Annotated in this window: 14 protein-coding genes; 3 read left to right on the top strand and 11 right to left on the bottom strand. The window is 69.5% G+C overall.

Going from position 1 to position 21689, the window contains the following annotated elements; genetic code table 11:
* Nucleotides 1–21: 21 nt before the first annotated feature.
* From dxs to ACIA8F_RS28505, 5 genes are all read right to left on the bottom strand, one after another.
* Nucleotides 22–1938, bottom strand: a complete 1917-nt coding sequence (gene dxs, locus ACIA8F_RS28525) for a 1-deoxy-D-xylulose-5-phosphate synthase (RefSeq protein WP_399382985.1) — start codon at nt 1936–1938, stop codon at nt 22–24.
* A 263-nt stretch (nt 1939–2201) separates the two neighbouring features.
* Nucleotides 2202–3473 carry a sugar ABC transporter permease gene (locus ACIA8F_RS28520; protein WP_399382984.1) on the bottom strand — a complete coding sequence of 424 codons (1272 nt, stop codon included), beginning with the start codon at nt 3471–3473 and terminating at the stop codon, nt 2202–2204.
* Nucleotides 3470–4258 carry an ATP-binding cassette domain-containing protein gene (locus ACIA8F_RS28515; RefSeq protein ID WP_383939046.1) on the bottom strand — a complete coding sequence of 263 codons (789 nt, stop codon included), beginning with the start codon at nt 4256–4258 and terminating at the stop codon, nt 3470–3472. The genes ACIA8F_RS28520 and ACIA8F_RS28515 overlap by 4 nt, the downstream gene beginning before the upstream one ends.
* Nucleotides 4259–4418: 160 nt before the next feature.
* Entirely contained in the window at nt 4419–5522 is a 1104-nt protein-coding gene (locus ACIA8F_RS28510) for a substrate-binding domain-containing protein (RefSeq protein WP_399382983.1), read from the bottom strand.
* A gap of 130 nt (nt 5523–5652) precedes the next feature.
* Nucleotides 5653–6867, bottom strand: a complete 1215-nt coding sequence (locus ACIA8F_RS28505; RefSeq protein WP_399382982.1) for an ROK family protein — start codon at nt 6865–6867, stop codon at nt 5653–5655.
* A 591-nt stretch (nt 6868–7458) separates the two neighbouring features.
* Between ACIA8F_RS28505 and mgtA the strand changes: the two genes are divergently transcribed.
* Complete coding sequence (gene mgtA, locus ACIA8F_RS28500; RefSeq protein ID WP_399382980.1) at nt 7459–10179, top strand: magnesium-translocating P-type ATPase; 2721 nt, start codon at nt 7459–7461, stop codon at nt 10177–10179.
* A gap of 33 nt (nt 10180–10212) precedes the next feature.
* The gene (locus ACIA8F_RS28495) at nt 10213–10938 is read left to right on the top strand and encodes an MgtC/SapB family protein (protein WP_399382978.1); all 726 of its coding nucleotides are present in this window, start codon (nt 10213–10215) and stop codon (nt 10936–10938) included.
* Nucleotides 10939–10947: 9 nt separating this feature from the next.
* Here ACIA8F_RS28495 and ACIA8F_RS28490 read toward each other — a convergent pair whose 3' ends face one another.
* The 5 genes from ACIA8F_RS28490 to ACIA8F_RS28470 all read right to left on the bottom strand — a co-directional run bounded on the left by ACIA8F_RS28490 (nt 10948) and on the right by ACIA8F_RS28470 (nt 18590).
* Entirely contained in the window at nt 10948–11883 is a 936-nt protein-coding gene (locus tag ACIA8F_RS28490; RefSeq protein ID WP_399382977.1) for a carbohydrate ABC transporter permease, read from the bottom strand.
* Between the two features lie 12 nt (nt 11884–11895).
* Nucleotides 11896–12840 carry a carbohydrate ABC transporter permease gene (locus tag ACIA8F_RS28485; RefSeq protein ID WP_399382975.1) on the bottom strand — a complete coding sequence of 315 codons (945 nt, stop codon included), beginning with the start codon at nt 12838–12840 and terminating at the stop codon, nt 11896–11898.
* Between the two features lie 44 nt (nt 12841–12884).
* Entirely contained in the window at nt 12885–14336 is a 1452-nt protein-coding gene (gene ngcE / locus ACIA8F_RS28480) for an N-acetylglucosamine/diacetylchitobiose ABC transporter substrate-binding protein (protein WP_399382973.1), read from the bottom strand.
* Between the two features lie 305 nt (nt 14337–14641).
* Entirely contained in the window at nt 14642–17356 is a 2715-nt protein-coding gene (gene acnA / locus ACIA8F_RS28475) for an aconitate hydratase AcnA (RefSeq protein ID WP_399382972.1), read from the bottom strand.
* 154 nt (nt 17357–17510) lie between these two features.
* The gene (locus ACIA8F_RS28470; protein WP_399382970.1) at nt 17511–18590 is read right to left on the bottom strand and encodes a LacI family DNA-binding transcriptional regulator; all 1080 of its coding nucleotides are present in this window, start codon (nt 18588–18590) and stop codon (nt 17511–17513) included.
* Between the two features lie 93 nt (nt 18591–18683).
* On the opposite strand from ACIA8F_RS28470, the gene ACIA8F_RS28465 reads away from it, so the two are divergent.
* Nucleotides 18684–20663 carry an amidohydrolase gene (locus ACIA8F_RS28465; protein ID WP_399382969.1) on the top strand — a complete coding sequence of 660 codons (1980 nt, stop codon included), beginning with the start codon at nt 18684–18686 and terminating at the stop codon, nt 20661–20663.
* A 130-nt stretch (nt 20664–20793) separates the two neighbouring features.
* On the opposite strand, the gene ACIA8F_RS28460 is transcribed toward ACIA8F_RS28465, so the two are convergent.
* On the bottom strand, nt 20794–21675 hold the full coding sequence (locus tag ACIA8F_RS28460; RefSeq protein WP_399382967.1) for a haloalkane dehalogenase: 882 nt from the start codon (nt 21673–21675) through the stop codon (nt 20794–20796).
* Nucleotides 21676–21689 lie beyond the last annotated feature (14 nt).

The raw sequence follows: 21689 nt of genomic DNA, 5'->3' as shown, positions 1-21689 counted from the left end.
GCCGACGGATCGGCCCGCGGATCAGTCGACGGCGGCCGCCGGCTCGCTGTCGTAGCGCCCGTCCAGCTTGGCCACCAGGCCGGTGACCTGGCGCGCGATGTCCGGGGCGGTCAGACCGATCTCGGCCATGACCTCCTTGCGCGTGGCGTGGTCCAGGAAGCGCTGCGGGATGCCGAAGTCGCGCAGCGGTACGTCGACCCCCGCGTCCCGCAGGGCCTGCGCGACGGCGGAGCCGACACCGCCGCTGCGGCTGTTGTCCTCGACGGTGACGACCACGCGGTGGCGGTCGGCGAGCGGGGCCAGGGCCTCGTCCACCGGCTTGACCCAGCGGGGGTCGACCACGGTCGTGGAGATGCCCTGCTTGTCCAGCAGATCGGCGATCTCCAGGCACATCGGGGCGAGCGCGCCGACCGAGACGAGCAGTACGTCCGGGCGGGTGACCTCGGCGGCCGGGGTGCGCAGCACGTCCATGCCGCCGATCCGGCCGACGGCCGGGACGGCCGGGCCGACGACGCCCTTGGAGAAGCGCACGACGGTCGGCGCGTCCTTCACCAGGACGGCCTCGTTCAGCTGGGCGCGCAGCTGCTCGGCGTCGCGCGGGGCCGCCAGGCGCAGGCCCGGGACCACCTGGAGGATGGACATGTCCCACATGCCGTTGTGGGAGGCGCCGTCGGTGCCGGTGACGCCGGCCCGGTCCAGGACGAAGGTGACCCCGCACTTGTGCAGGGCCACGTCCATCAGGACCTGGTCGAAGGCGCGGTTGAGGAAGGTCGCGTACACCGCGAAGACCGGGTGGGCGCCGCCGGAGGCCAGGCCGGCGGCCGAGGTGGCGCCGTGCTGCTCGGCGATGCCGACGTCGAAGATCCGGTCCGGGTAGGCGTCGGCGAACTTCTTCAGGCCGACGGGCTGGAGCATGGCCGCGGTGATGGCGACGATGTCCTTGCGGTCCCTGCCGAGCTTGACCATCTCGTCGGCGAAGACCGAGGTCCAGCTGGCGGCGTCGGTGGAGACCGGCAGGCCGGTGTCCGGGTGGATCACGCCGACCGCGTGGAAACGGTCCGCCTCGTCCTGGACGGCCGGCTCGTAGCCCCGGCCCTTCTGGGTGAGGCAGTGCACGATGACCGGCCCGCTGAAGCGCTTGGCGCGCTGCAGGGCCGATTCCAGGGCCTCGATGTCGTGGCCGTCGATGGGGCCGATGTACTTCAGGCCCAGGTCCTCGAACATGCCCTGCGGGGCGATGAAGTCCTTGAGGCCCTTCTTGGCCCCGTGCAGGGTCTCGTAGAGGGGCTTCCCGACGACCGGGGTGCGCTCCAGGAGGTCCTTGCCGCGGGCCAGGAAGCGCTCGTAGCCGTCCGTGGTGCGCAGGGTGGCCAGGTGGTTCGCGAGGCCGCCGATGGTGGGGCCGTACGAGCGCTCGTTGTCGTTGACGACGATCACCAGGGGGCGGTCCTTGGCGGCGGCGATGTTGTTCAGCGCCTCCCAGGCCATGCCTCCGGTGAGGGCCCCGTCGCCGATGACCGCGGCGACGTGGTGGTCCTCCCTGCCGAGCACCTCGTTGGCCTTGGCGAAGCCGTCGGCCCAGCCCAGCACGGTGGACGCGTGCGAGTTCTCGATCACGTCGTGCTCGGACTCGGCGCGCGAGGGGTAGCCCGACAGGCCGCCCTTCGTGCGCAGGCCGCCGAAGTCCTGGCGGCCGGTGAGCAGCTTGTGCACGTAGGCCTGGTGGCCGGTGTCGAAGAGGACCTTGTCCTTGGGCGAGTCGAAGACCCGGTGCAGGGCGATCGTCAGCTCGACGACGCCGAGGTTGGGGCCGAGGTGCCCGCCGGTCTTGGAGACGGCGTCGACGAGGAAGGACCTGATCTCCGCGGCGAGCTGGTCGAGCTCCTCCTGGCTGAGCCGGTCCAGATCGCGCGGTCCCTTGATGCGGGTCAGCAGCACCCGTGCCTCCTTGCAGTTGCTTGCTGGTCTGTCGAGTCTAATGTTCCGCTCGCGGCGGGCATCATCGGGCGGTACCGGTCGGGTCACACCTTTGTCATACCTGTACACAGTGGTGCGAGATCACACCCACCAAACGGGCGTATACCCGCACAGCTGTACGCATGCGCCTACGCACAGGTGCCCGGCGCCACACGAAGTGGCACCGGGCACTGTGACGGTTCTTACCGCCGCATCGGGCTCCGGACGGGGCTACCGGGCGGCGGTCAGGCGCGCCCGGCCGTCTTCTGCGTCTTGCGGGTGACCGAGTCGATCACCACGGTGGCGAGGAGGACCGCGCCGGTGATCATGTACTGGATCGGCGTCGCGATGCCCTCCAAGGCCAGACCGTACTGGATGGAGGTGATGACCATGACGCCGAGGAGGGCGTTCCAGGTCCGGCCGCGGCCGCCGAAGAGGCTGGTGCCGCCGATGACGGCCGCCGCGATCACGTTCATCAGCAGGTCGCCGGCGCCGGCGCTCTGGTTCGCCGCCGCGATCTTGGAGGCCCAGAAGAGGCCGCCGATGGCCGCGAAGGTGCCGGCGATCGCGAAGACCGTGATCCGGACCCGGTTGACGTTGATGCCGGCGCGCCGGGAGGCCTCGACGCTGCCGCCGAGGGCGAAGACCTGACGGCCGAAGGTGGTGCGCCGCAGCAGGAAGTCCGTGCCGACCAGGGCCAGCAGGAAGAGCACGATCGCCAGCGGCAGGCCCTTGTACTGGTTGAACACGAAGGCCGGGCCGAAGGTGAACACCGCGAGGAGCCCGGTGCGCAGCAGGATCTCGCCCAGGGGACGGGACGGGACGCCCGCGGCGGCGCGGCGCCGGTTGTCGGAGAAGGTGGCGAGGAAGTAGCCCGCCACGGCGAGGGCGGCGAGCCCGTAGCCGACGGCCACGTCCGAGAAGAAGTACGTGGTCAGCTGCCCGACCACGCCCTCGGAGTCGAGGTTGATCGTGCCGTTGCTGCCGAGGATCTGCAGCATGGCGCCGGACCAGAAGAGCAGGCCCGAAAGGGTGACGGCGAAGGCCGGGGCGCCGATCTTGGCGAAGAAGAAGCCGTGGAGGGAGCCGATCAGGGCGCCTCCGGCGATCGCCGCCAGGATGGCCAGCCATTCGTTGACGCCGTGGGTGACCGACAGGACGGCCACGATCGCGCCCGAGACGCCGCTGACCGAGCCGACCGAGAGGTCGATCTCGCCGAGCAGCAGCACGAAGATGATGCCGACCGCCATCATGCCGGTGGCCGTCATCGTGATCGCGATGTTGGTGAGGTTCTCGGCGCCGAGGAAGTTCGAGTTCAGGCCCTGGAAGATGCTCCAGATGATGATCAGGCCGAGGACGACGGGCACGGAGCCCAGGTCGCCGGCCTTGAGCTTGCGGCCGAACTCGTTCATGTACCCGCTGAAGCCCTGCTCGCGCACGAGCAGGCGGGGGTCCACGGCCGGGATCGCGTCGTGGGCGGCGGCCGGGTTGACGGGGTCTATGTGCTGGGTACTCACTTGCGGGCCTCCCCGGTGCGGGCCGCCCGGCGGGTCACGGCGTTGTCCGTGGCCCCGGTGATGGCGGAGATGATCTCTTCCTGCGAGGTGTCCTTCACGGAGAAGACTCCGTTGTTGCGTCCCAGCCGCAGGACGGCCACCTTGTCGGCCACGGCCTTCACGTCGGCCATGTTGTGGCTGATGAGGATGACCGCGTGACCGCGCTCGCGCAGCCGCTCGACAAGGTCGAGCACCTGTGCGGTCTGCTCGACGCCGAGGGCGGCGGTGGGCTCGTCGAGGATCACGAGCTTGGGCTCGCCCAGCATGGAGCGGGCGATCGCCACGGTCTGGCGCTGACCGCCGGAGAGCGAGGCGATGGGGATGCGGACGCTGGGTATCCGGATGGACAGGGTGGTCAGGAGCTCGCGTGCGCGGCGCTCCATCTCCACCTCGTCGAGGATGCCGCGGCGCTTGAGCTCGCGTCCCAGGAAGAGGTTGCCGACGACGTCGATGTTGTCGCACAGCGCGAGGTCCTGGTAGACCGTCGCGATTCCCAGGTTCTGGGCGTCGTGGGGCTTGCCGATGGAGACCGGGCGGCCCTCCCACTCGATGACTCCGTCATCGATGGGGTGCACGCCGGCGATCGTCTTGACCAGCGTGGACTTACCGGCGCCGTTGTCGCCGACGAGGGCGACCACCTCGCCGGAGTGGATCTCGAGTTCTACGTCGGTGAGGGCCTGAACGGCACCGAACCGCTTCGAGACCCCTCGCAACGCCAGTACGGGCGCAGCGGACACATGAACCATCTCCTTGCCGCCTGACCGGCGGGGATGTCGTACAAAAGAGCAGGACCACGGGGTACGTGAGAGAAACGTTTCTGTCCGGCGCCCCGCCAGTGGCGGGATGGAGGCGGGAGCGCCGGACAGGCAAGGGGGGCCGGCTCGGTGGGACCGAGCGGCGGGGGCCCTACTTCAGGCCGGCGGTGGCGCAGGCGGCCGCGTACTTGTCGGTGCAGATCTCGTCGAGCGTGTAGACGTTGTCGCGGATGACGGTGTCCTTCACGTTCGCCTTGGTCAGCGAGACGACCGGGATCAGCAGGGACGGGACGCCCTTGGTGGTGGGGCTGTCGACCTTGGCGGTGGCCGTGGTCGCGATCGACTCGCCCTTGGCGAGGGCGACGGCCATCTTCGCGGCGGCCTCGGCCTCGGGGGCGTACGGCTTGTAGACGCTCATGAACTGCTCACCGGCGACGATCCGCTGCACACCGGCGAGTTCGGCGTCCTGGCCCGTGACGGGGGGCAGGGGGTTCACGCCGGCCGCCTTGAGGGCGGTGATGATGCCGCCGGCCATGCCGTCGTTGGCGGAGTAGACACCGATGACCTTGTCCTTGCCGAGCGCCGAGAGCGCGGCCGCCATGTTGGTGTTGGCGTTCTCCGGCTTCCACTCGACGGTGTCGTACTCCTTGCCGACGTTCACGTTGCCGTCGAGGACGGAGTGCGCGCCCTTCTTGAACAGCGCGGCGTTCGGGTCGGTGACCGAGCCGTTCATCATGACGATCTGGCCGTCCTTGGCCTTGGCGCCCAGGGCCTCCAGGAGCGCCTTGCCCTGGACCTTGCCGACCTCTTCGTTGTCGAAGGAGGTGTAGGCGTCGATCGGGCCCTCGGCGAGGCGGTCGTAGGCCACGACCGGGATGCCGGCCTCCTTGGCCTTCTTGACCGAGCCGGCGATGGCCTTGGAGTCCACCGCGTCGATGATCAGGACGTTCACCTTGTTGGTGATCATCGTGTCGACCTGGGAGTTCTGCGTGGTCGCGTCCTGCTTGGCGTTGGCGTAGACGACCTCGCCCTTGCCCGCGGTGAGGTCCTTGACGGCCTTCTCGATGAGCGGCTTGTCGAACTTCTCGTACCGCGCGGTCTGGTTCTCCGGCAGGAGAAGACCGACCTTGATCGCGCCGCCCTTGACCGCACCCGAGGCGTCGTCCTTCTTGTCGCCGGACTCCTTCGCACTGCCGCAAGCGGCGAGCGAGACGGCCATGGTTCCGGCGGCAACGGCGACGGCAACTCTGCGCATACGCGTGTTCATTACTTGAACCTCCCTGACGAGGCCGCAACACTGCGGCCGAGGTGAGTGTGAGTCAACCCCGGCCGCAAGTTTGCCGTCAAGGAGTGAATCCTTAACGAGATGACAACGGTGCCATCCGTTATCTAACTGAAGACAAGAGAGCGGGAGCTCGCACTCCACTCCCATTTTCCGCCAAAAGCGTCGAATCGCCCATCTCACTCAGTACGAGGGCCAGCGCGCCCAGTACCTCGGCCCGCCCGCCCAGCGACCCGGTGAGCACGGACAACTGCCGGGCGGCACTGGGAATCGCGTACCTCCCCACGGATTCACGGATGGGGGCCAGCACCAGTTCACCCGCGTCCGCGAGCGACCCGCCCAGGACCACCCGGCTCGGGTTCAGGAGGTTGCACAGGCTGGCCACGCCGCTGCCGATGTGGCGGCCCACGTCCGTGATGACCCGGCGGCAGCCGGGGTCCCCGCCGCGGGCCAGTTCCACCACCCGCTCCATCGTCAGTTCCGGGCCGTGGCTGCTCTGCAGCAGTGGCAGCACGTACCGGGCGGCGGCGAAGGTCTCCAGGCAGCCGCGGTTGCCGCAGCGGCAGACCGGACCCGATTCGTCCAGGGTGATGTGCCCGATCTCGCCGGCGGTGCCCCCCGGCCCCCGGTAGATCTGCCCGTTGATCACGAGTCCGGCGCCGACACCGCTCGCGACCTTGATGTACGCGAGGTCCTTGACCCCGCGCCCGCTCCCCCAGACCAGCTCCCCCAGCGCCCCGAGGTTCGCGTCGTTGTCCACGTAGACGGGCACGCCCAGGCGCTGCGAGAGCTCGCGCCGGGGGTTGATCCCGGCCCAGCCCGGCAGGATCGCGGTGGACCCCAGGGTGCCGGACTCCACGTCGATGGGACCCGGTACCCCCAGCCCGACGCCGATGACCTTGTCCCGGCCGATCCCGATGCCCTGGACGAGCCGTCCCACCAGGGCTTCCGCCCGGTCGAAGCCGTCCACCCAGGAGGCGTCCACGTCCAGCGGCTCGGACTCCTCGGCCAGCACCTGGTGGGCCAGGTTGCCCACGGCCACCCGCAGGTGGGTGTGGCCGAAGTCGACGCCGATCACGATGCCGGCGTCACCGCTGAGCGAGACGCTGCGCGCCCGCCTGCCCCCGGCGGAGGTGTCCGTGACCTCGACGGTCCCGGCCTCCTTCAGTTCCCGGACGATGTTGGAGACCGTGGCCGCCGACAGTCCGGTGCTCCGGGCGATCTCCGCCTGGGTCAGCGAACCGGCGAGCCGTACCGCCCGTACGACGCGCTCCAGATTGGCGCGATGCAGTGAGGACTGCGATCCGGGAGTCTGCACGACTCATTCACTCCTGCCCATAAGCAACGGCAAGCCGTCGCCCCCCGGCCGGGGGGCGTCAGCGGCTGCATGCTCCGGCTGACACGAGACCCCGGCGTCTCTCCAACTTGTGAACCTTAAGTCGAGCCTTTGCGCCTCGCGACGTCAAGAGGCAGCCACAGTACGAAACGGCCACTACCGGCCATAAGTATGAGAGAAACCTCCATCCTGATCGTGTTACGGTCACCGTGGCGCTTGTCTTCCACGGCCTTCACGGCCGGACAGGTCGTCCCCTGCAATGACAGTGCTACGCAAGGAGGTGTTCGGGATGAGTCCCGATCGAAGTCCTTGCAGCACTCTCCTCGGCTGAGCTCCCTGAGCGGCCGGTCTCTCTTCGAGTGTGCACGCCCGCGGCCCCGCGCCGCCGCCGTGCGTTTCTGCATTCACCTTCGTAACCCCTTCCGCACGTCCTGACGCTTCCGTCGGGCGCGCGTCATCCATGCCCATCGGCGTGCCTCGTGGCCGTACGTGCCACCGTGCGCCGACCCATGATCACTCCACGTGACCGTGCGGCTCCGTGCTGCCCGGACGCCGTGGAGGGAGGTATTCGTCATGACCATACTCACCCCCCGTACCCCCACGAAGCTCGCACCCCCGGGCCGGGCCCGCCGCGAGCGCAAGGCGGCCGAGCTGGAGGCCCGCACCCGGGCCGTCGGCGAGCGGCTCGCCGCGATCAGCGCCCGCCCGGGCGTCCAGGTCCTGCAGGACATGGACGCCTCCCGCAACGGCCTCACCCACACCGAGGCCGCGCTGCGCCTGGAGCGCCACGGCTCCAACGTCATCGCCCAGGAGCGCGCCCCGCGCTGGTACGTCCAGCTGGCGAAGGCGTACGCGAACCCCTTCATCGCCGTCCTGGTCCTCCTCGCCTGCCTCATCTCCTGGCAGGACCCCGAGTCGCCGAGCGTCGTCATCCTCTCGGTGATGATCACGATCAGCGGACTGCTGCGCTTCTGGCAGGAGTTCCGCTCGGGCCGCGCCGCCGACGCCCTGAAGCAGCTCGTCACCACCACCTGCGCGGTGCAGCGCCGGGCCGGCAGCGGCTCGGGTCCCACCACCTTCGAGATCCCGATGGACCGGGTCGTCCCCGGCGACGTGGTCAAGCTCGCCGCCGGCGACCTGATCCCCGCCGATCTGCGCCTGATCACCTCCAAGGACCTGATGGTCGGCCAGGCCGCCCTGTCGGGCGAGTCCCTGCCGGTCGCCAAGGCCGACACCCGGACGGACGACCCGGGCCAGTTCGAGACCTCCGACCCCGTCGAGGCCGACAACATCTGCCTGATGGGCACCTCGGTGACCTCCGGGACCGCGACCGGAGTCGTCGTCGCCACCGGCGCCGGCACCTACTTCGGCTCGATGGCCGGTTCCCTGGTCGGCGAGCGCCCGGAGACGAACTTCGACACCGGCGTGCGCAAGGTCAGCTTCCTGCTGATCCGCTTCATGCTCGTCATGGTCCCCGTCGTCTTCGTCATCAACGGCGTCACCAAGGGCGACTGGAACGAGGCCCTGCTCTTCGGCATCGCCGTGGCGGTCGGCCTGACCCCCGAGATGCTTCCGATGGTGGTCTCGGCCAACCTGGCGCGCGGCGCCGTCGCGATGTCCAAGCGCAAGGTGGTCGTCAAGCGGCTCAACGCGATCCAGAACCTGGGCGCGATGGACGTGCTCTGCACGGACAAGACCGGCACCCTCACCGAGGACCGCATCGTCCTGGACCGCTACCTCGACGTGCACGGGGACGAGGACAACGAGGTCCTGGAGTACGGGTACCTCAACTCGCACTTCCAGACGGGCCTGAAGAACCTGATGGACCAGGCGGTCATCGACCGCGTGGGCGAGGCCGAGGAGGTTGTCGTCGACGCACGTTTCTCGATGGTCGACGAGATCCCCTTCGACTTCGCCCGGCGCCGGATGTCCGTGGTCCTGAACCGCAACAGCATCGTGGGCGGCTCCGGCCGGCCCGAGCACGTCATGATCACCAAGGGTGCGGTCGAGGAAGTCCTCGCCCTGTGCACCCACATGACGGACCGCGGGCAGAAGGTCGAGCTGACCGAACAGCTGCGGTGGCACGTCACCCGCATCGCCGAGGACAACAACCGCCAGGGCCTGCGCGTCCTCGCCGTCGCCACGCGCACGATGGAAAGCCCGTGCGACACCTACACCGTCGCCGACGAGGACCGGCTGACCCTGGTCGGCTTCCTCGCCTTCCTCGACCCGCCGAAGGCGGACGCGGCCCGGGCCCTCCAGGGCCTCGCCGACAAGGGCATCGCGGTCAAGGTGGTCACCGGCGACAACGAGCTCGTCGCCGCCCGGGTGTGCGCCGACGTCGGCCTCACCGTCGGCCACGTGGTCAGCGGCACCGAGATCGACCCCCTCGACGACGCGGACCTGCGCGCGCTGGCCGCCCGTACGACGGTCTTCGCCAAGGTGAACCCGGTCCAGAAGGCCCGGATCGTCCGGGCCCTGCAGGCCGACGGCCACACGGTCGGCTTCCTCGGGGACGGCATCAACGACGCGGCGGCGCTGCGCGACGCGGACGTCGGCATCTCGGTGGACACCGCCGTGGACATCGCCAAGGAGTCCGCGGACATCATCCTGCTGGAGAAGGACCTGACCGTCCTGGAGCAGGGCGTGGTCCAGGGCCGGACCACCTTCGGCAACACGATCAAGTACATCAAGATGACGGCCAGTTCCAACTTCGGCAACGTCTTCTCGGTGCTGGTGGCGAGCGCCTTCATCCCCTTCCAGCCGATGCTCGCGATCATGCTGCTGGTGCAGAACCTGGTCTACGACATCTCCCAGCTGGCCACGCCCTGGGACCGGATGGACGAGGAGTACCTGCGCAAGCCCCGCAACTGGGACGCCAGGGGCATCGGCCGCTTCATGGTCTGCATCGGCCCGATCAGCTCCGTCTTCGACATCACGATGTTCGTGGTCATGTGGCACGTGTTCGGCGCCGACAGCACGGCGCACGAGGCGCTCTTCCAGTCGGGCTGGTTCGTCGAGGGCCTGCTCTCGCAGACCCTGGTCGTCCACATGATCCGCACCCGCAAGATCCCCTTCATCCAGTCCCGCGCCTCCTGGCCGGTGATGGTGATGACCGTCCTCGCGGTGCTGACCGGGCTCTTCCTGCCCTTCTCGCCGCTGGCCGCCTCGCTGGGCTTCGTGCCCCTGCCGGCGGGCTACTTCCCGTGGCTGATCGGGGTCCTGCTGGCGTACTGCACGCTCACGCAGCTGCTGAAGACCGTGTACATCCGCACGTTCGGCACCTGGCTCTAAGGGCCGGCGAAGGAGAAGGAAGGGAGAAGGCCGATGATGCTCACCGAATGGGAGATGGCCGGGCACCTGGTCGCGGCGCTCGGATTCGGGGCGGCCATCGGCCTGGAACGGCAGTGGCGGGCCCGGATGGCGGGCCTGCGGACCAACGCCCTGGTGGCGGGCGGAGCCGCGCTGTTCGTGCTGCTCTCGCAGTACGGGTTCATGAGCGAGGTCTCGCAGGTCCAGTACGACGGCTCGCGGGTCGCCGCCCAGATCGTCTCGGGGATCGGCTTCCTGGGTGCCGGCGTGATCATGCGCGACGGGCTGAGCGTCCGGGGCCTGAACACGGCCGCCACCCTGTGGTGTTCGGCAGCCGTGGGCTGCCTCGCGGGCACCGGGATGTTCGTCCTGGCGGCCTGCGGCACGGTGGGCGTGGTGGGGGCGAACCTGCTGCTGCGCCCGCTGGGCCGGCGGATGGACCGCGAGCCGGGGGGCGGGGCCGAGGTGGCCACCGACTTCCACTTCGAGGCCGTGTGCCTGGAGACGGAGGAGGCCCACATCCGCCACCGGCTGGTCGACGCACTGGGCCGGCCGGGCTACCAGCTGCGCTCGATCCGCAGCCAGGACGGCCCGGAGGCCGGCCTGGTCACGGTGTCCGCACTGCTGACCGCCGAGGGCGAGGGGGGCCGGATGCTCGAGGAAGCCGTCAGCAACCTCTCTCTCGACCCCTCCGTCTCGGCGGTCAGCTGGTCGGTCGTGCCCGACCCGTCCGCTGCGTGAGCGGCCGTTCTACTTGAGCGTGGCGGAGGTCAGGCCCGCCTGGATCTGCCGCTGGAAGGACAGGTAGACCACCAGCATCGGGATCATCGCGATGGTCACACCGGCGAACAGCACCGGCAGGTCCGTCTCGTAGCCCATCTGGTACTGCAGCTGGATCAGGCCCTGGGTGAGCATGTAGCGCTCGGGGTCCGATCCGGTCTGCGGCTGCATCAGCACGGAGGGCAGGATGTACTGGTTCCACTGGCCCAGGACATTGAATATCCCGACGCTGATCAGGCCGGGCTTGGCCATCGGCAGCATCACCTGGAAGAAGATCCGGGTGTGCGAGGCACCGTCGATCACCGCCGCCTCGTGCACGGCCGTCGGCAGCGTCCGGAAGAACGAGTGCATGAAGAAGACGGTGAACGGCATCGAGTACGCCACGTACACCAGGATCAGGCCCTGGAAGGTGTTGAGCATGTCCAGCCGCTTCACCATGAAGAACAGCGGGACGAGCGCCAGGAAGACCGGGAACATGGCCCCGCTGACGAAGAAGTAGTAGATCGGCCGGTTACCCCAGAAGGGGTAGCGGGCCAGGACGTACGCGGCCATCGAGCCGAGCAGCATCGTCAGCGGGACCGAGAACACCATCACGATCAGCGTGTTGGCGAAGTAGTCCCCGATGCCCTTGTTCCAGGCGCGGGGGAAGGCGTCGAAGTGCCAGTTGGCCGGCCAGCTCAGGGCCGACTCGCCGATCTGCACGTCGGTCTTGAACGAACCGAGCACCAGCCAGATGAGGGGCAGGATGATCAATATCGCCCACACGGCGAGGAAGCCGTGCGAGAAGACGTTGAGGACCATGCCCTCGGAACCGCTGTTGCTCTTCTTCCCGCGGGGGTGCCCGGTGGCGGCGGAGCGCTTCTTCTCGGCTGCCGCCTCGCCCGGTGCTTTGACAACTGTGGTCATCGTGGTCTCCCGCTAGAACTCGACGTGCTCGCGGCGAGTGGCCCGCAGCGTGATGGCGGAGAGGATCAGGGTGAGGATGAGCATCACGACCCCCATGGCGCAGGCGTATCCGGCCTTGCCGAAGTAGAGGAAGTTACGCATCAGCACCGTCGCCATGACCTCGCTGTGGTGGTCCGGTCCGCCGCCGAACTGGCCCGAGGTCATGGTCGACACGAGGACGAACATGTCCATCGCGGCGATGCCCAGATAGACCGCGGAAGTCTGTACAGAATCCCACAGCAGGGGCAGCGTGACCTTGAAGAAGGTCTGGGCGCGCTTCGCGCCGTCGAGCAGCGCGGCTTCGTAGATGTCCTTGGGGACCGACTGCATCGCGGCCGAGAAGAGGACGAGGTAGAAACCGACCCCGTGCCAGACCACGACGAGCAGCATGCACCAGAGGACGAAGTTCGGCTCGTTGAGCCATTCGATGGGGTGGGCCGGGTCGACCAGGCCCAGTTTGGTGAGGAATCCATTCAGCAGCCCTCCCTCGTCACTGCGGTACACGGCTCCGAAGAGCACCGCGAGGATCGCGAGGGAGAGGACCTGCGGGAAGAAGTAGATCACCTTGTAGAGCGCCGAGCCCGCCACTCCCTGGACTCCGCCAGCCCCGCTGCGCCCACCGGCGTTCAGCATGAAGGCGAAGAACAGGGAGATCAGGATGGTGATCGTCGGGACGAACACCAGGAGCAGCAGGTTGTGCAGCAGCGCGCCGCGGAAGACCTCGTCCTTCATCAGGGCCGAGTAGTTGTCCAGCCCGACGAAGTCGAAAGTCGGAGACTGACCCGTCCAGTTGGTGAAGGAATAGCCGAACGTCTGAATGTACGGCCAGATGACAAAGGTCAGGTACAACGCGAGGGGCAGGATGAGGAAGCCGGCGATGAAGCCGCCCCGCCCCTTGCTGTTTGCTACGTGGCTCATGGTGTCCGTCCCTGGTGTTTCCGGGTGACCGGTGGACGCGGGTGTCAGCTGCGCTTGTTGTTCTTGGCGTTCGGGTCCTTCGTGGCCTTGTCTACCGCAGCCTGGGCCCGCTTGATCCATTCCTTGGGCTGGATGCGCTTGGCCATCAGCTCATTGGACGCGTTTTCGATCTCCGTGCCCATCTCGCTGTACCAGTCCGCGTAGCGGTAGTTGAAGGTGTTGTCCCCGGCCGCCTTGAGGGCGCCGACGGCCGACTGGGTACCCGGACGGAGCTTGACCGTCGGGTCCACGCCGTCCTTGAGGACGGTGAGGGAGTTGGCCTGCTGGGCGAAGAGGGTCGACCACTCGCGGGACAGCATCGAGCGGAGGAACTCCAGGCCACCGGCCTTGTTGGCGGCCTTCTCCGGGACGATGAAGGGCTCGCCGGCGCCGGCGCGGATGGCCTCGAACGGCAGCTTGGAGTCCGGCAGCACCGGCATCGGCAGGAACTGCATGTCGAAGTCTTCCGGGGTCTGCTTGAGCTGCTCGTTCTCCAGCCAGGACCCGGAGGTGATGAAGGCGGCCTTGCCCTGGTTCCACTGGGTCTGGGACTCGGTGTGCGTCAGGCCGTTGGTGCCCGGCATCAGCAGGTCCTTCTCGACGATCTCGTAGATCGCCTCGACCGCTTCGAGCGCCACCGGGTTGTCCGCGAAGGCGTTCGGCTCCAGGTTGTCGATCGCCTTCATGGCATCCAGGCCGCCCTTCTTGGCGATCAGGTCCATGATGGCGACGTTGATGTAGTAGGGGTACTTGCCCTGGTGGGCCAGACCACCGATACCGGCCGCCTTGGCCTTCTGACAGATGTCCATGAACTCGGCCCAGGTCTTCGGCGGGGCCCAGCCCTTCTCCTTGAAGAGCTTGCCCGAGTACCACAGACCCCACACCGTGTAGACGTACTGCAGTGCGACGAACTTGCCGCCGATCATGCCGCCTTCGATGGTGCCGGGCATCAGCGTGTCCCGGACCTTCTTGGACGGGTCGTCGAGCGACGGGGCGTCGAGCACCACGGTCAGGTCGGCGAGCTGGTTGCCCTTGGCGAGCACGTCCAGCTTGATCTGCTGGGCGCCCGAGTCGTCGACGACGTCCGGCGGGTTGCCGCCGTTGAAGCGCGGCTGCAGCTTGGAGGTGATCTCCTGGGTGGAGAGGTGCGAGGAAGTGGTGCCCCACTTCTTGTCGAACGCCGCCTCCCAGGCCTTGGCGTAGTCGTCGCCGTAACCACCCTTGAAGACCACGACGTCGAGCTTGCCGCCCTTGGCGACGCCGAACGGGTTCTCCTTGGTGACGGCCACCTTGGACTCGTTGCCCTTGGTCGTCTCGTCGGAGCCGGAGGCGCACGCGGACAGGAAGCTCATCGTCGGTACGGCGATCAGGCCGAGTGCCGCGGAGCGCTTGATCAGGTCCCGGCGGCCGAAGCCCTCACCGTTGCTGTGCTCGCCGTGGGCGGAGGTGGATCCCATGCTCAAGTCCTCGCCTTCGTCAGGAGTGTGAAGGAGGAAGGAAAGTGCGACTGCTGCCGCCCAGCGGACATCACCGCAGGTCCCCGCCGTCCCCCCGTCCGGGGCCGCTCGTTTCGCGGTGACCCGGACGGGCACAGGTATAGTCCACTTCCGCTCCTGTGAGCAAGATCATGTACCGGTATGGGCCCCGGCTTTTCCGAGTTGAGACCTCACCGTCACCTGAGCTGGACCGTAGGAGCCGCCCGCAGAAACGGAAGGGCCGTACCTCCTTAACGGAAGTACGGCCCTTTGGTGCCGATTTGCGGTCAGCCGCGAATGAGGTTGCGCAGCACGTACTGCATGATTCCGCCGTTGCGGTAGTAGTCCGCCTCACCCGGCGTGTCGATGCGGACGACCGCGTCGAACTCCACGCCGGTGTCGGTGGCGACCTTGACCGTGCGGGGGGTGGTGCCGTTGTTCAGCTCCTCCACACCGGTGAAGGAGAAGGTCTCCTCGCCGGTGAGGCCCAGGGAGGCCGCCGTGGCGCCCTCGGGGAACTGCAGGGGCAGGACGCCCATGCCGATCAGGTTGGAGCGGTGGATGCGCTCGTAGGACTCCGCGATGACGGCCTTGACGCCGAGCAGGGCGGTGCCCTTGGCGGCCCAGTCGCGGGACGAGCCCGAGCCGTACTCCTTGCCCGCCAGGATGACCAGCGGGATGCCGGCGGCCTGGTAGTTCTGCGAGGCGTCGTAGATGAAGGCGACCGGAGCGCCCTCGACGGTGAAGTCGCGGGTGAAGCCGCCCTCGGTGCCCTCCGCGATCTGGTTGCGGAGGCGAATGTTGGCGAACGTACCGCGGATCATGACCTCGTGGTTGCCGCGGCGGGAACCGTAGGAGTTGAAGTCGCGGCGCTCGACGCCGTGCTCCGTGAGGTACTTGCCGGCCGGGGTGTCGGCCTTGATCGCACCGGCCGGGGAGATGTGGTCGGTGGTGACCGAGTCGCCCAGCTTCGCCAGCACGCGGGCGCCGGCGATGTCGGAGACCGGGGTGGTCTCCATCGTCATGCCCTCGAAGTAAGGGGGCTTGCGCACGTAGGTGGACTGCGGGTCCCACTCGAAGGTGTTGCCGGTCGGGATCGACAGGGCCTGCCACTGGGCGTCGCCCGCGAAGACGTCCTGGTAGGACTTGTTGAACATGTCCTCGCCGATCGCGTTCGCGACGACGTCGTTGACCTCGGCCTCGGTGGGCCAGATGTCCGCGAGGAAGACCGGCTTGCCCTCGGAGTCGGTGGCGATGGCGTCCCGGGTGATGTCCACCTTCATGGAGCCCGCGATGGCGTACGCGACGACCAGCGGCGGGGAGGCCAGGTAGTTCATCTTGACGTCGGGGTTGATGCGGCCCTCGAAGTTGCGGTTGCCCGAGAGGACCGAGGTGACCGCGAGGTCGGCGTCGTTGATCGCCTTGGAGATCTCCTCCTCCAGCGGACCCGAGTTGCCGATGCAGGTGGTGCAGCCGTACCCGACGAGGTTGAAGCCCATCTTGTCGAGGTACGGGGTCAGGCCGGCCTTGTCGAAGTAGTCGGTGACGACCTTCGAGCCCGGGGCCAGGGTGGTCTTGACCCACGGCTTGCGGGCGAGGCCCCGCTCGACGGCCTTCTTCGCCACGAGCGCCGCGGCGACCATGACGTAGGGGTTCGAGGTGTTGGTGCACGAGGTGATCGCGGCGACGGTGACGGCGCCGTGGTCGAGCTCGAAGGAGGTGCCGTCGGCCAGGGTCACCGGGGTGGGCTTGGTGGGCACACCGTTGGTGGAGGCCGGGGAGTCGGACGCCGGGAAGGACTCCTTGCCGGACTCCTCGTCGTCGTTGACGTAGTTGCGCACGTCCTGCGCGAACTGCTGCGAGGCGTTCGCGAGGACGATGCGGTCCTGCGGGCGCTTGGGGCCGGCGATGGAGGGGACGACCGTGGAGAGGTCGAGCTCCAGCTTCTCGGAGAAGTCGGGCTCGGCGGCCGGGTCCAGCCACAGGCCCTGGGCCTTGGCGTAGGCCTCGACGAGCGCGACCTGCTGGGCGTCGCGGCCGGTCAGGCGCAGGTACTTCAGGGTCTCGCCGTCGATCGGGAAGACGGCGGCGGTGGAGCCGAACTCCGGCGACATGTTGCCGATGGTGGCGCGGTTCGCCAGCGAGGTGGCGGCGACGCCCTCACCGTAGAACTCGACGAACTTGCCGACGACGCCGTGCTTGCGGAGCATCTCGGTGATGGTCAGCACGAGGTCGGTGGCGGTGGTGCCGGCCGGCAGCTCGCCGGTCAGCTTGAAGCCGACGACGCGCGGGATCAGCATGGAGACCGGCTGGCCGAGCATCGCGGCCTCGGCCTCGATGCCGCCGACGCCCCAGCCCAGGACGCCCAGGCCGTTGACCATCGTGGTGTGCGAGTCGGTGCCGACGAGGGTGTCGGGGTACGCCTGGCCGTTTCGGACCATGACCGTGCGGGCCAGGTGCTCGATGTTGACCTGGTGGACGATGCCGGTGCCCGGGGGGACGACCTTGAAGTCGTCGAAGGCGGTCTGGCCCCAGCGCAGGAACTGGTAGCGCTCCTTGTTGCGGCCGTACTCCAGCTCGACGTTCTGGGCGAACGCGTCGGCGGTGCCGAACTTGTCCGCGATGACCGAGTGGTCGATGACCATCTCGGCGGGCGAGAGCGGGTTGATCTTCGCCGGGTCGCCGCCGAGGGCCTTCACGGCCTCGCGCATGGTGGCGAGGTCCACGACGCAGGGGACGCCGGTGAAGTCCTGCATGATCACGCGGGCCGGCGTGAACTGGATCTCCTCGCTGGGCTGGGCCTGCGAGTCCCAGTTTCCGAGCGACCGGATGTGGTCGGCGGTGATGTTCGCGCCGTCCTCGGTACGGAGCAGGTTCTCCAGCAGGACCTTCAGGCTGTAGGGAAGGCGGGCGGAGCCCTCGACCTTGTCCAGCTTGAAGATCTCGTACGACTCGTCGCCCACCTGCAGCGTGCTGCGGGCGTCGAAGCTGTTCGCCGACACGACAGTCTCCTTCATGCATGAATTCGCGCGTATTGCCGCAATCCTGCCGCGAGGCACTCTGGCCTTTCCGCTAAGGTGAGGCTAAGTTAGGTAACCCTTACCAGCGGGGCGGCTGCGGCACGTCCGGGGCAGATATCTCGATGTCGAGATAACTCTAGTACATGCCGGGGGGCCGGGACGAGGCACGCACCCTCAGCGCCGCCGGTACGACTCGTCGCCCAGTGAATTCCGCATGTCCGGATTCGATGAGCTTGACCAGGGACGAAACCGCCGATTCGGCGATCCGCTCCGGGTCGAGGGTGACGGTGGTCACGGAAGGTTCGTTCTCGGCGTACGCCGGGTCCTCGCTGGCACAGACGAGCAGCAGGCCCCCTCCCGCCGGTCCTGTGCCCGCTGCGCCGCCCGGTATGCCGATGCCGTGGCGCGCGGCGGCGGCCAGCACCTGCCGGCCTCCCGGGTCGTACACGCAGTACACGGCGTCGGGCCGGTCCGGTCCGGCGAAGGCGGGGTCGAAGGCGTGCCCGGCCCCGTCGTCCGGGTCGAAGGCGATCACCAGCGGGACCCGGCCCCGCTCGGCGCACCAGTGTTCATAGGCTGAGGTGACGGCCCCGGTGTAGAACTCCCGGCCGTAGCCCGCGTGCAGGGCGATCCGCCGGGCGCCGGAGGCCTCCAGGTGGTCGAGCACCTCGCGGGTGGTGGCGGTGTGGTCGTTGTCCACCCACACGTCGCCCGGCCGCGGATCGGCCGGAGGCCCGTCGAAGACCACCGGCAACCCCCGCGCCCGCAGGGCGCGCAGCACCGGATCGTCGGCCGGGCTGTCGAGCAGCAGCATCCCGTCCACCGCCAGGGTGTGCCACAGCGGCTCGGCACCGCGGTCGGCGGGCAGCGTGGTCAGGGCGTAGCCGTGGGCGTGCGCCGCCGAGGTGGCGGCGATGAGCAACCGGGCGTAGTAGGCGATCCTCGCGAAGTCCCAGGCGAAGCCGGCGTACGTGGTCACGGCGATGCCCAGGCTGCGGTTGTGCGGTCCGCGCCGGCCTCCGTAGCCGAGGGCCCCCGCGACCTCGCGCACCCGGCGGCGGGTGGACTCGCCGAGCCGGCCGGTCCCGTTGAGCGCGTGGGAGACGGTCGCGGTGGAGACCTCGGCGGCGCGGGCTATGTCGGCGAGGGTCGGACCCGGCACCGGCGCGGGCGGGGGCGTCGGGACGTGTCCGACTGCGCGGAAGGGGGCGGGCACGGCGCCATCGTACGGATTCCGTCGCCGGAAGCGGCTTCTGGTTAAGGCCTTAATCAAACAGCGTCCTGGCCACGCCAACGTTTGGGAGTGTGCATGCAGTCTTCCCCTTCCCCCCGGTCCCCGCTGTCCCCTGCGTCCCCGCTGTCCCCGCCGTCCGCCTTCTCCCCCTTGTCGCGCCGCGGGCTCCTCGCCGCCGCCGGAGCCGCCGGCGCGGCCGGTCTGCTGGGGGCCGGGCCCGCCGCGGCCGCCTCCGCCCCGCACGCCGGCGGGCGGAACTCGGCCGCGCTGGTGATCCGCAACGCCTCCGTTTTCACGGGGGTCACCGGGACCGGCCACCGGGGGCCGGTACGGGCCGTCGCGGTCGGCCGGGACGGGAAGATCCTGGCCACCGGCACCGATGCCGCGCTGCGCCGGTACGTGGGCCGCGACACCGAGGTGGTCGACGCCCGCGGGAACACCGTGATGAGCGGGATCCACGACGGCCACGTCCACCCCCTCGGGGCCGGCGAGCGCTCGCTGTCCCCTTCGCTGGAGAGCGCGGAGACCACGCAGGCCGAGCTCCTGGAGATCCTGACCGGCTTCCTCGCCGACACCGGAGGCGCGGGCGCCGAGCCCGACGGCTGGCTGGTGGTGGAGGACTGGAACCCGGTCGGGCTGCTCCCCACGGGCACCGCCCCGCATCACTCGGTGCTGGACCGGCTCCCGACCCGGCGGCCGGTCGTCCTGATCGGCGGCGACGGGCACAACCTGTGGGCCAACCAGCGCGCCCTGGACATCGCCGGGATCACGGCGGCCACCCCCGACCCGGTCGGCGGCAAGGTGGTCAAGGGGGCTGACGGGAAGCCGACGGGCGTCCTCAAGGACGACGCCCAGGGGCTGGTGCGGCACCTGATACCCGAGCACACCCGCGCCGAACTCGTCGCCGCGTGCGCCGAGGTGCTGGGGCTGGCGGCCGCGTCCGGGGTCACCACGATGATGGACGCCCTGGTGGGGCGGCATGAACTGGAGCTGTACCAGGCGCTCTCCGCGGCGGGCCGGCTGCCGCAGCGGATCGTCCCCGCGATCCGGCTGGAAGCGGACCAGGCCAAGGACCCGGCGGCCTCGCTGGCGTACGCGCGGGGCCTGCGGCGGGAGTTCGGGGGCGTGCGGGGGCTCCGGTTCGGGATGATCAAGGTCTTCCTGGACGGGGTCATCGAGTACCCGGCGCAGACCGCCGCCCTGCTGGAGCCGTACCTCGACGGGAACGGCAAGCCGACCGCGAACCGGGGCGAGCTCTACACCTCGGCGGCGGACTACGGCCGGCTCAGCGCCGCCTTCAACGGGGCGGGCTGGCAGATGCACGCCCACGGGCTCGGGGACCGGGCGGTACGCACCGCGCTGGACGGCTACGCGTACGCCCGGCGGGTCACGGGACAGCGGGACGCCCGCAACGCGGTGGCACACCTGCAACTCGTGGACCCCGCCGACCTGCGGCGCTTCGTGCAGCTCGGGGTCGCGGCGTGCATGCAGCTCCAGTGGGCCACCCGGGACACCTGGACGGTGGAGGCACTGCTCCCCTACATCGGGCCCGAGCGGCACCGCCGGCTGTACCCGGCGCGCAGCCTGGAGAAGGCGGGCGCCCGGCTGACGGGCGGTTCGGACTGGCCGGTGGACGCCCTCCAGGTGTGGAACCAGCTCCGGACGGCGATCGACCGGCAGGGCGCGCAAGGCGCCGGCGAGCTGTACCGGGAGCGGGAGGCGCTGAGCCGGGACACCACCCTGCGGATGCACACCGCGGGGACGGCGTGGCAGCTCCGCCAGGAGGAGCTGACCGGCACCGTGGAGGTGGGCAAGGCGGCGGACCTGGTGCTCCTGGACCGGGACGTGACGCGCTGTCCGGTGGCCGACATCAGCGGGACGGGCGTACGGATGACCCTGGTCGGCGGCCGTGTGGTGCACGAGGCGGATTCGGCGTCGGGCCGGGCGGCCTCGGCCCGGCTGGCCCGCGCCGCGGCGGCGGGCGCGCGCCCGGCCTCGTACGCCTCGGTCCACGGGGGCGGCGGCAAGGGGCGGCACCACGCCTGCGGGCACTGAGGCGTGCCGGGGCGGGGTGCCCGTGCGGCCCCCGGCCCCGGGCGTTCGGTCCGCAAGGCCGTTGGGGCCGCATCGCCGGTGGGCCTGCATCGCCGGTCGGCCCGCAAGGCCGGTCGGCCCGCATCGCCGGTCAGCCCGCGAGGCCGTGGCGTGCGGCCCAGGCCGTGACGGCGGCGGCGATCTCCTCGGGCCGGTCCTCCGGGCAGAGGTGGGCGGCGGCGCCGCAGTACTCGGTCTCCAGCGCGGAGATGTTCCGCTCGCTCCAGGCGGCCAGCTCCGGGGTGATCATCAGCGTGGGCGAGCCGTCGAAGGTCAGGAGCAGTTTGGGGACCTCGGGGCTGTCGGCGAGCCAGCCGTCGTAGGCCTCCACCCGGGCGGTGACATCGGCCGGTTCCCCGCCGATCGGCATGGAGCGCCCCCACTGGAGCATGGGCCGCCGGCTGTCGGGGGTGGGGTAGGGGGCGGCGTAGACGGCGTGGTCGGCGGCCGGGAGCGGGGTCAGGACCGTCCTGTGCAGGCTGTCCTCGATGAAGAGGTTCTGGCCGAGGACCAGTTCCTCCCCCACGCCCGGGGTGCGCAGCGCCTCGAATCGCGGGCGGGCGGGTGCCGGGAACTCCGCCCAGCTCACCGGCCGCAGGATCGTCTCCATGAAGGCGAGGCCGCGGACCGTCCCGGGGTGCCGGGCGGCCCGGTCGAAGGCGAGCGCCCCGCCCCAGTCCTGGCCGACGAGGACGGCCTCGCCGATCCCCAGGGCGTCGAACCAGGCGTCGAGGTACCGGGCGTGGTCGGCGAAGCGGTACGCGCCGCCGGGCTTGCCGGAGCGGCCCATCCCGATGAGGTCGGGGGCGAGGACGCGGACCGGGCCCCCGATCCGGGGCAGCACCCGCCGCCACAGGTGGGAGGAGGTCGGGTTGCCGTGCAGGAAGACGAAGGGGACGCCGTCGGGGGCAGCGTCGGGGGCTCGGAGCTCCTCGTAGTACATGGTCGAGTCGAGTACGTCGATGACGGGCATGGCGGAACCATCCG

This window comes from Streptomyces sp. NPDC051563 (assembly GCF_044454225.1).
Taxonomy (GTDB): Bacteria; Actinomycetota; Actinomycetes; order Streptomycetales; family Streptomycetaceae; genus Streptomyces.
The sequence above is the reverse complement of the archived record's forward strand: the minus strand, read 5'-3'. Positions and strand labels throughout refer to the sequence as shown.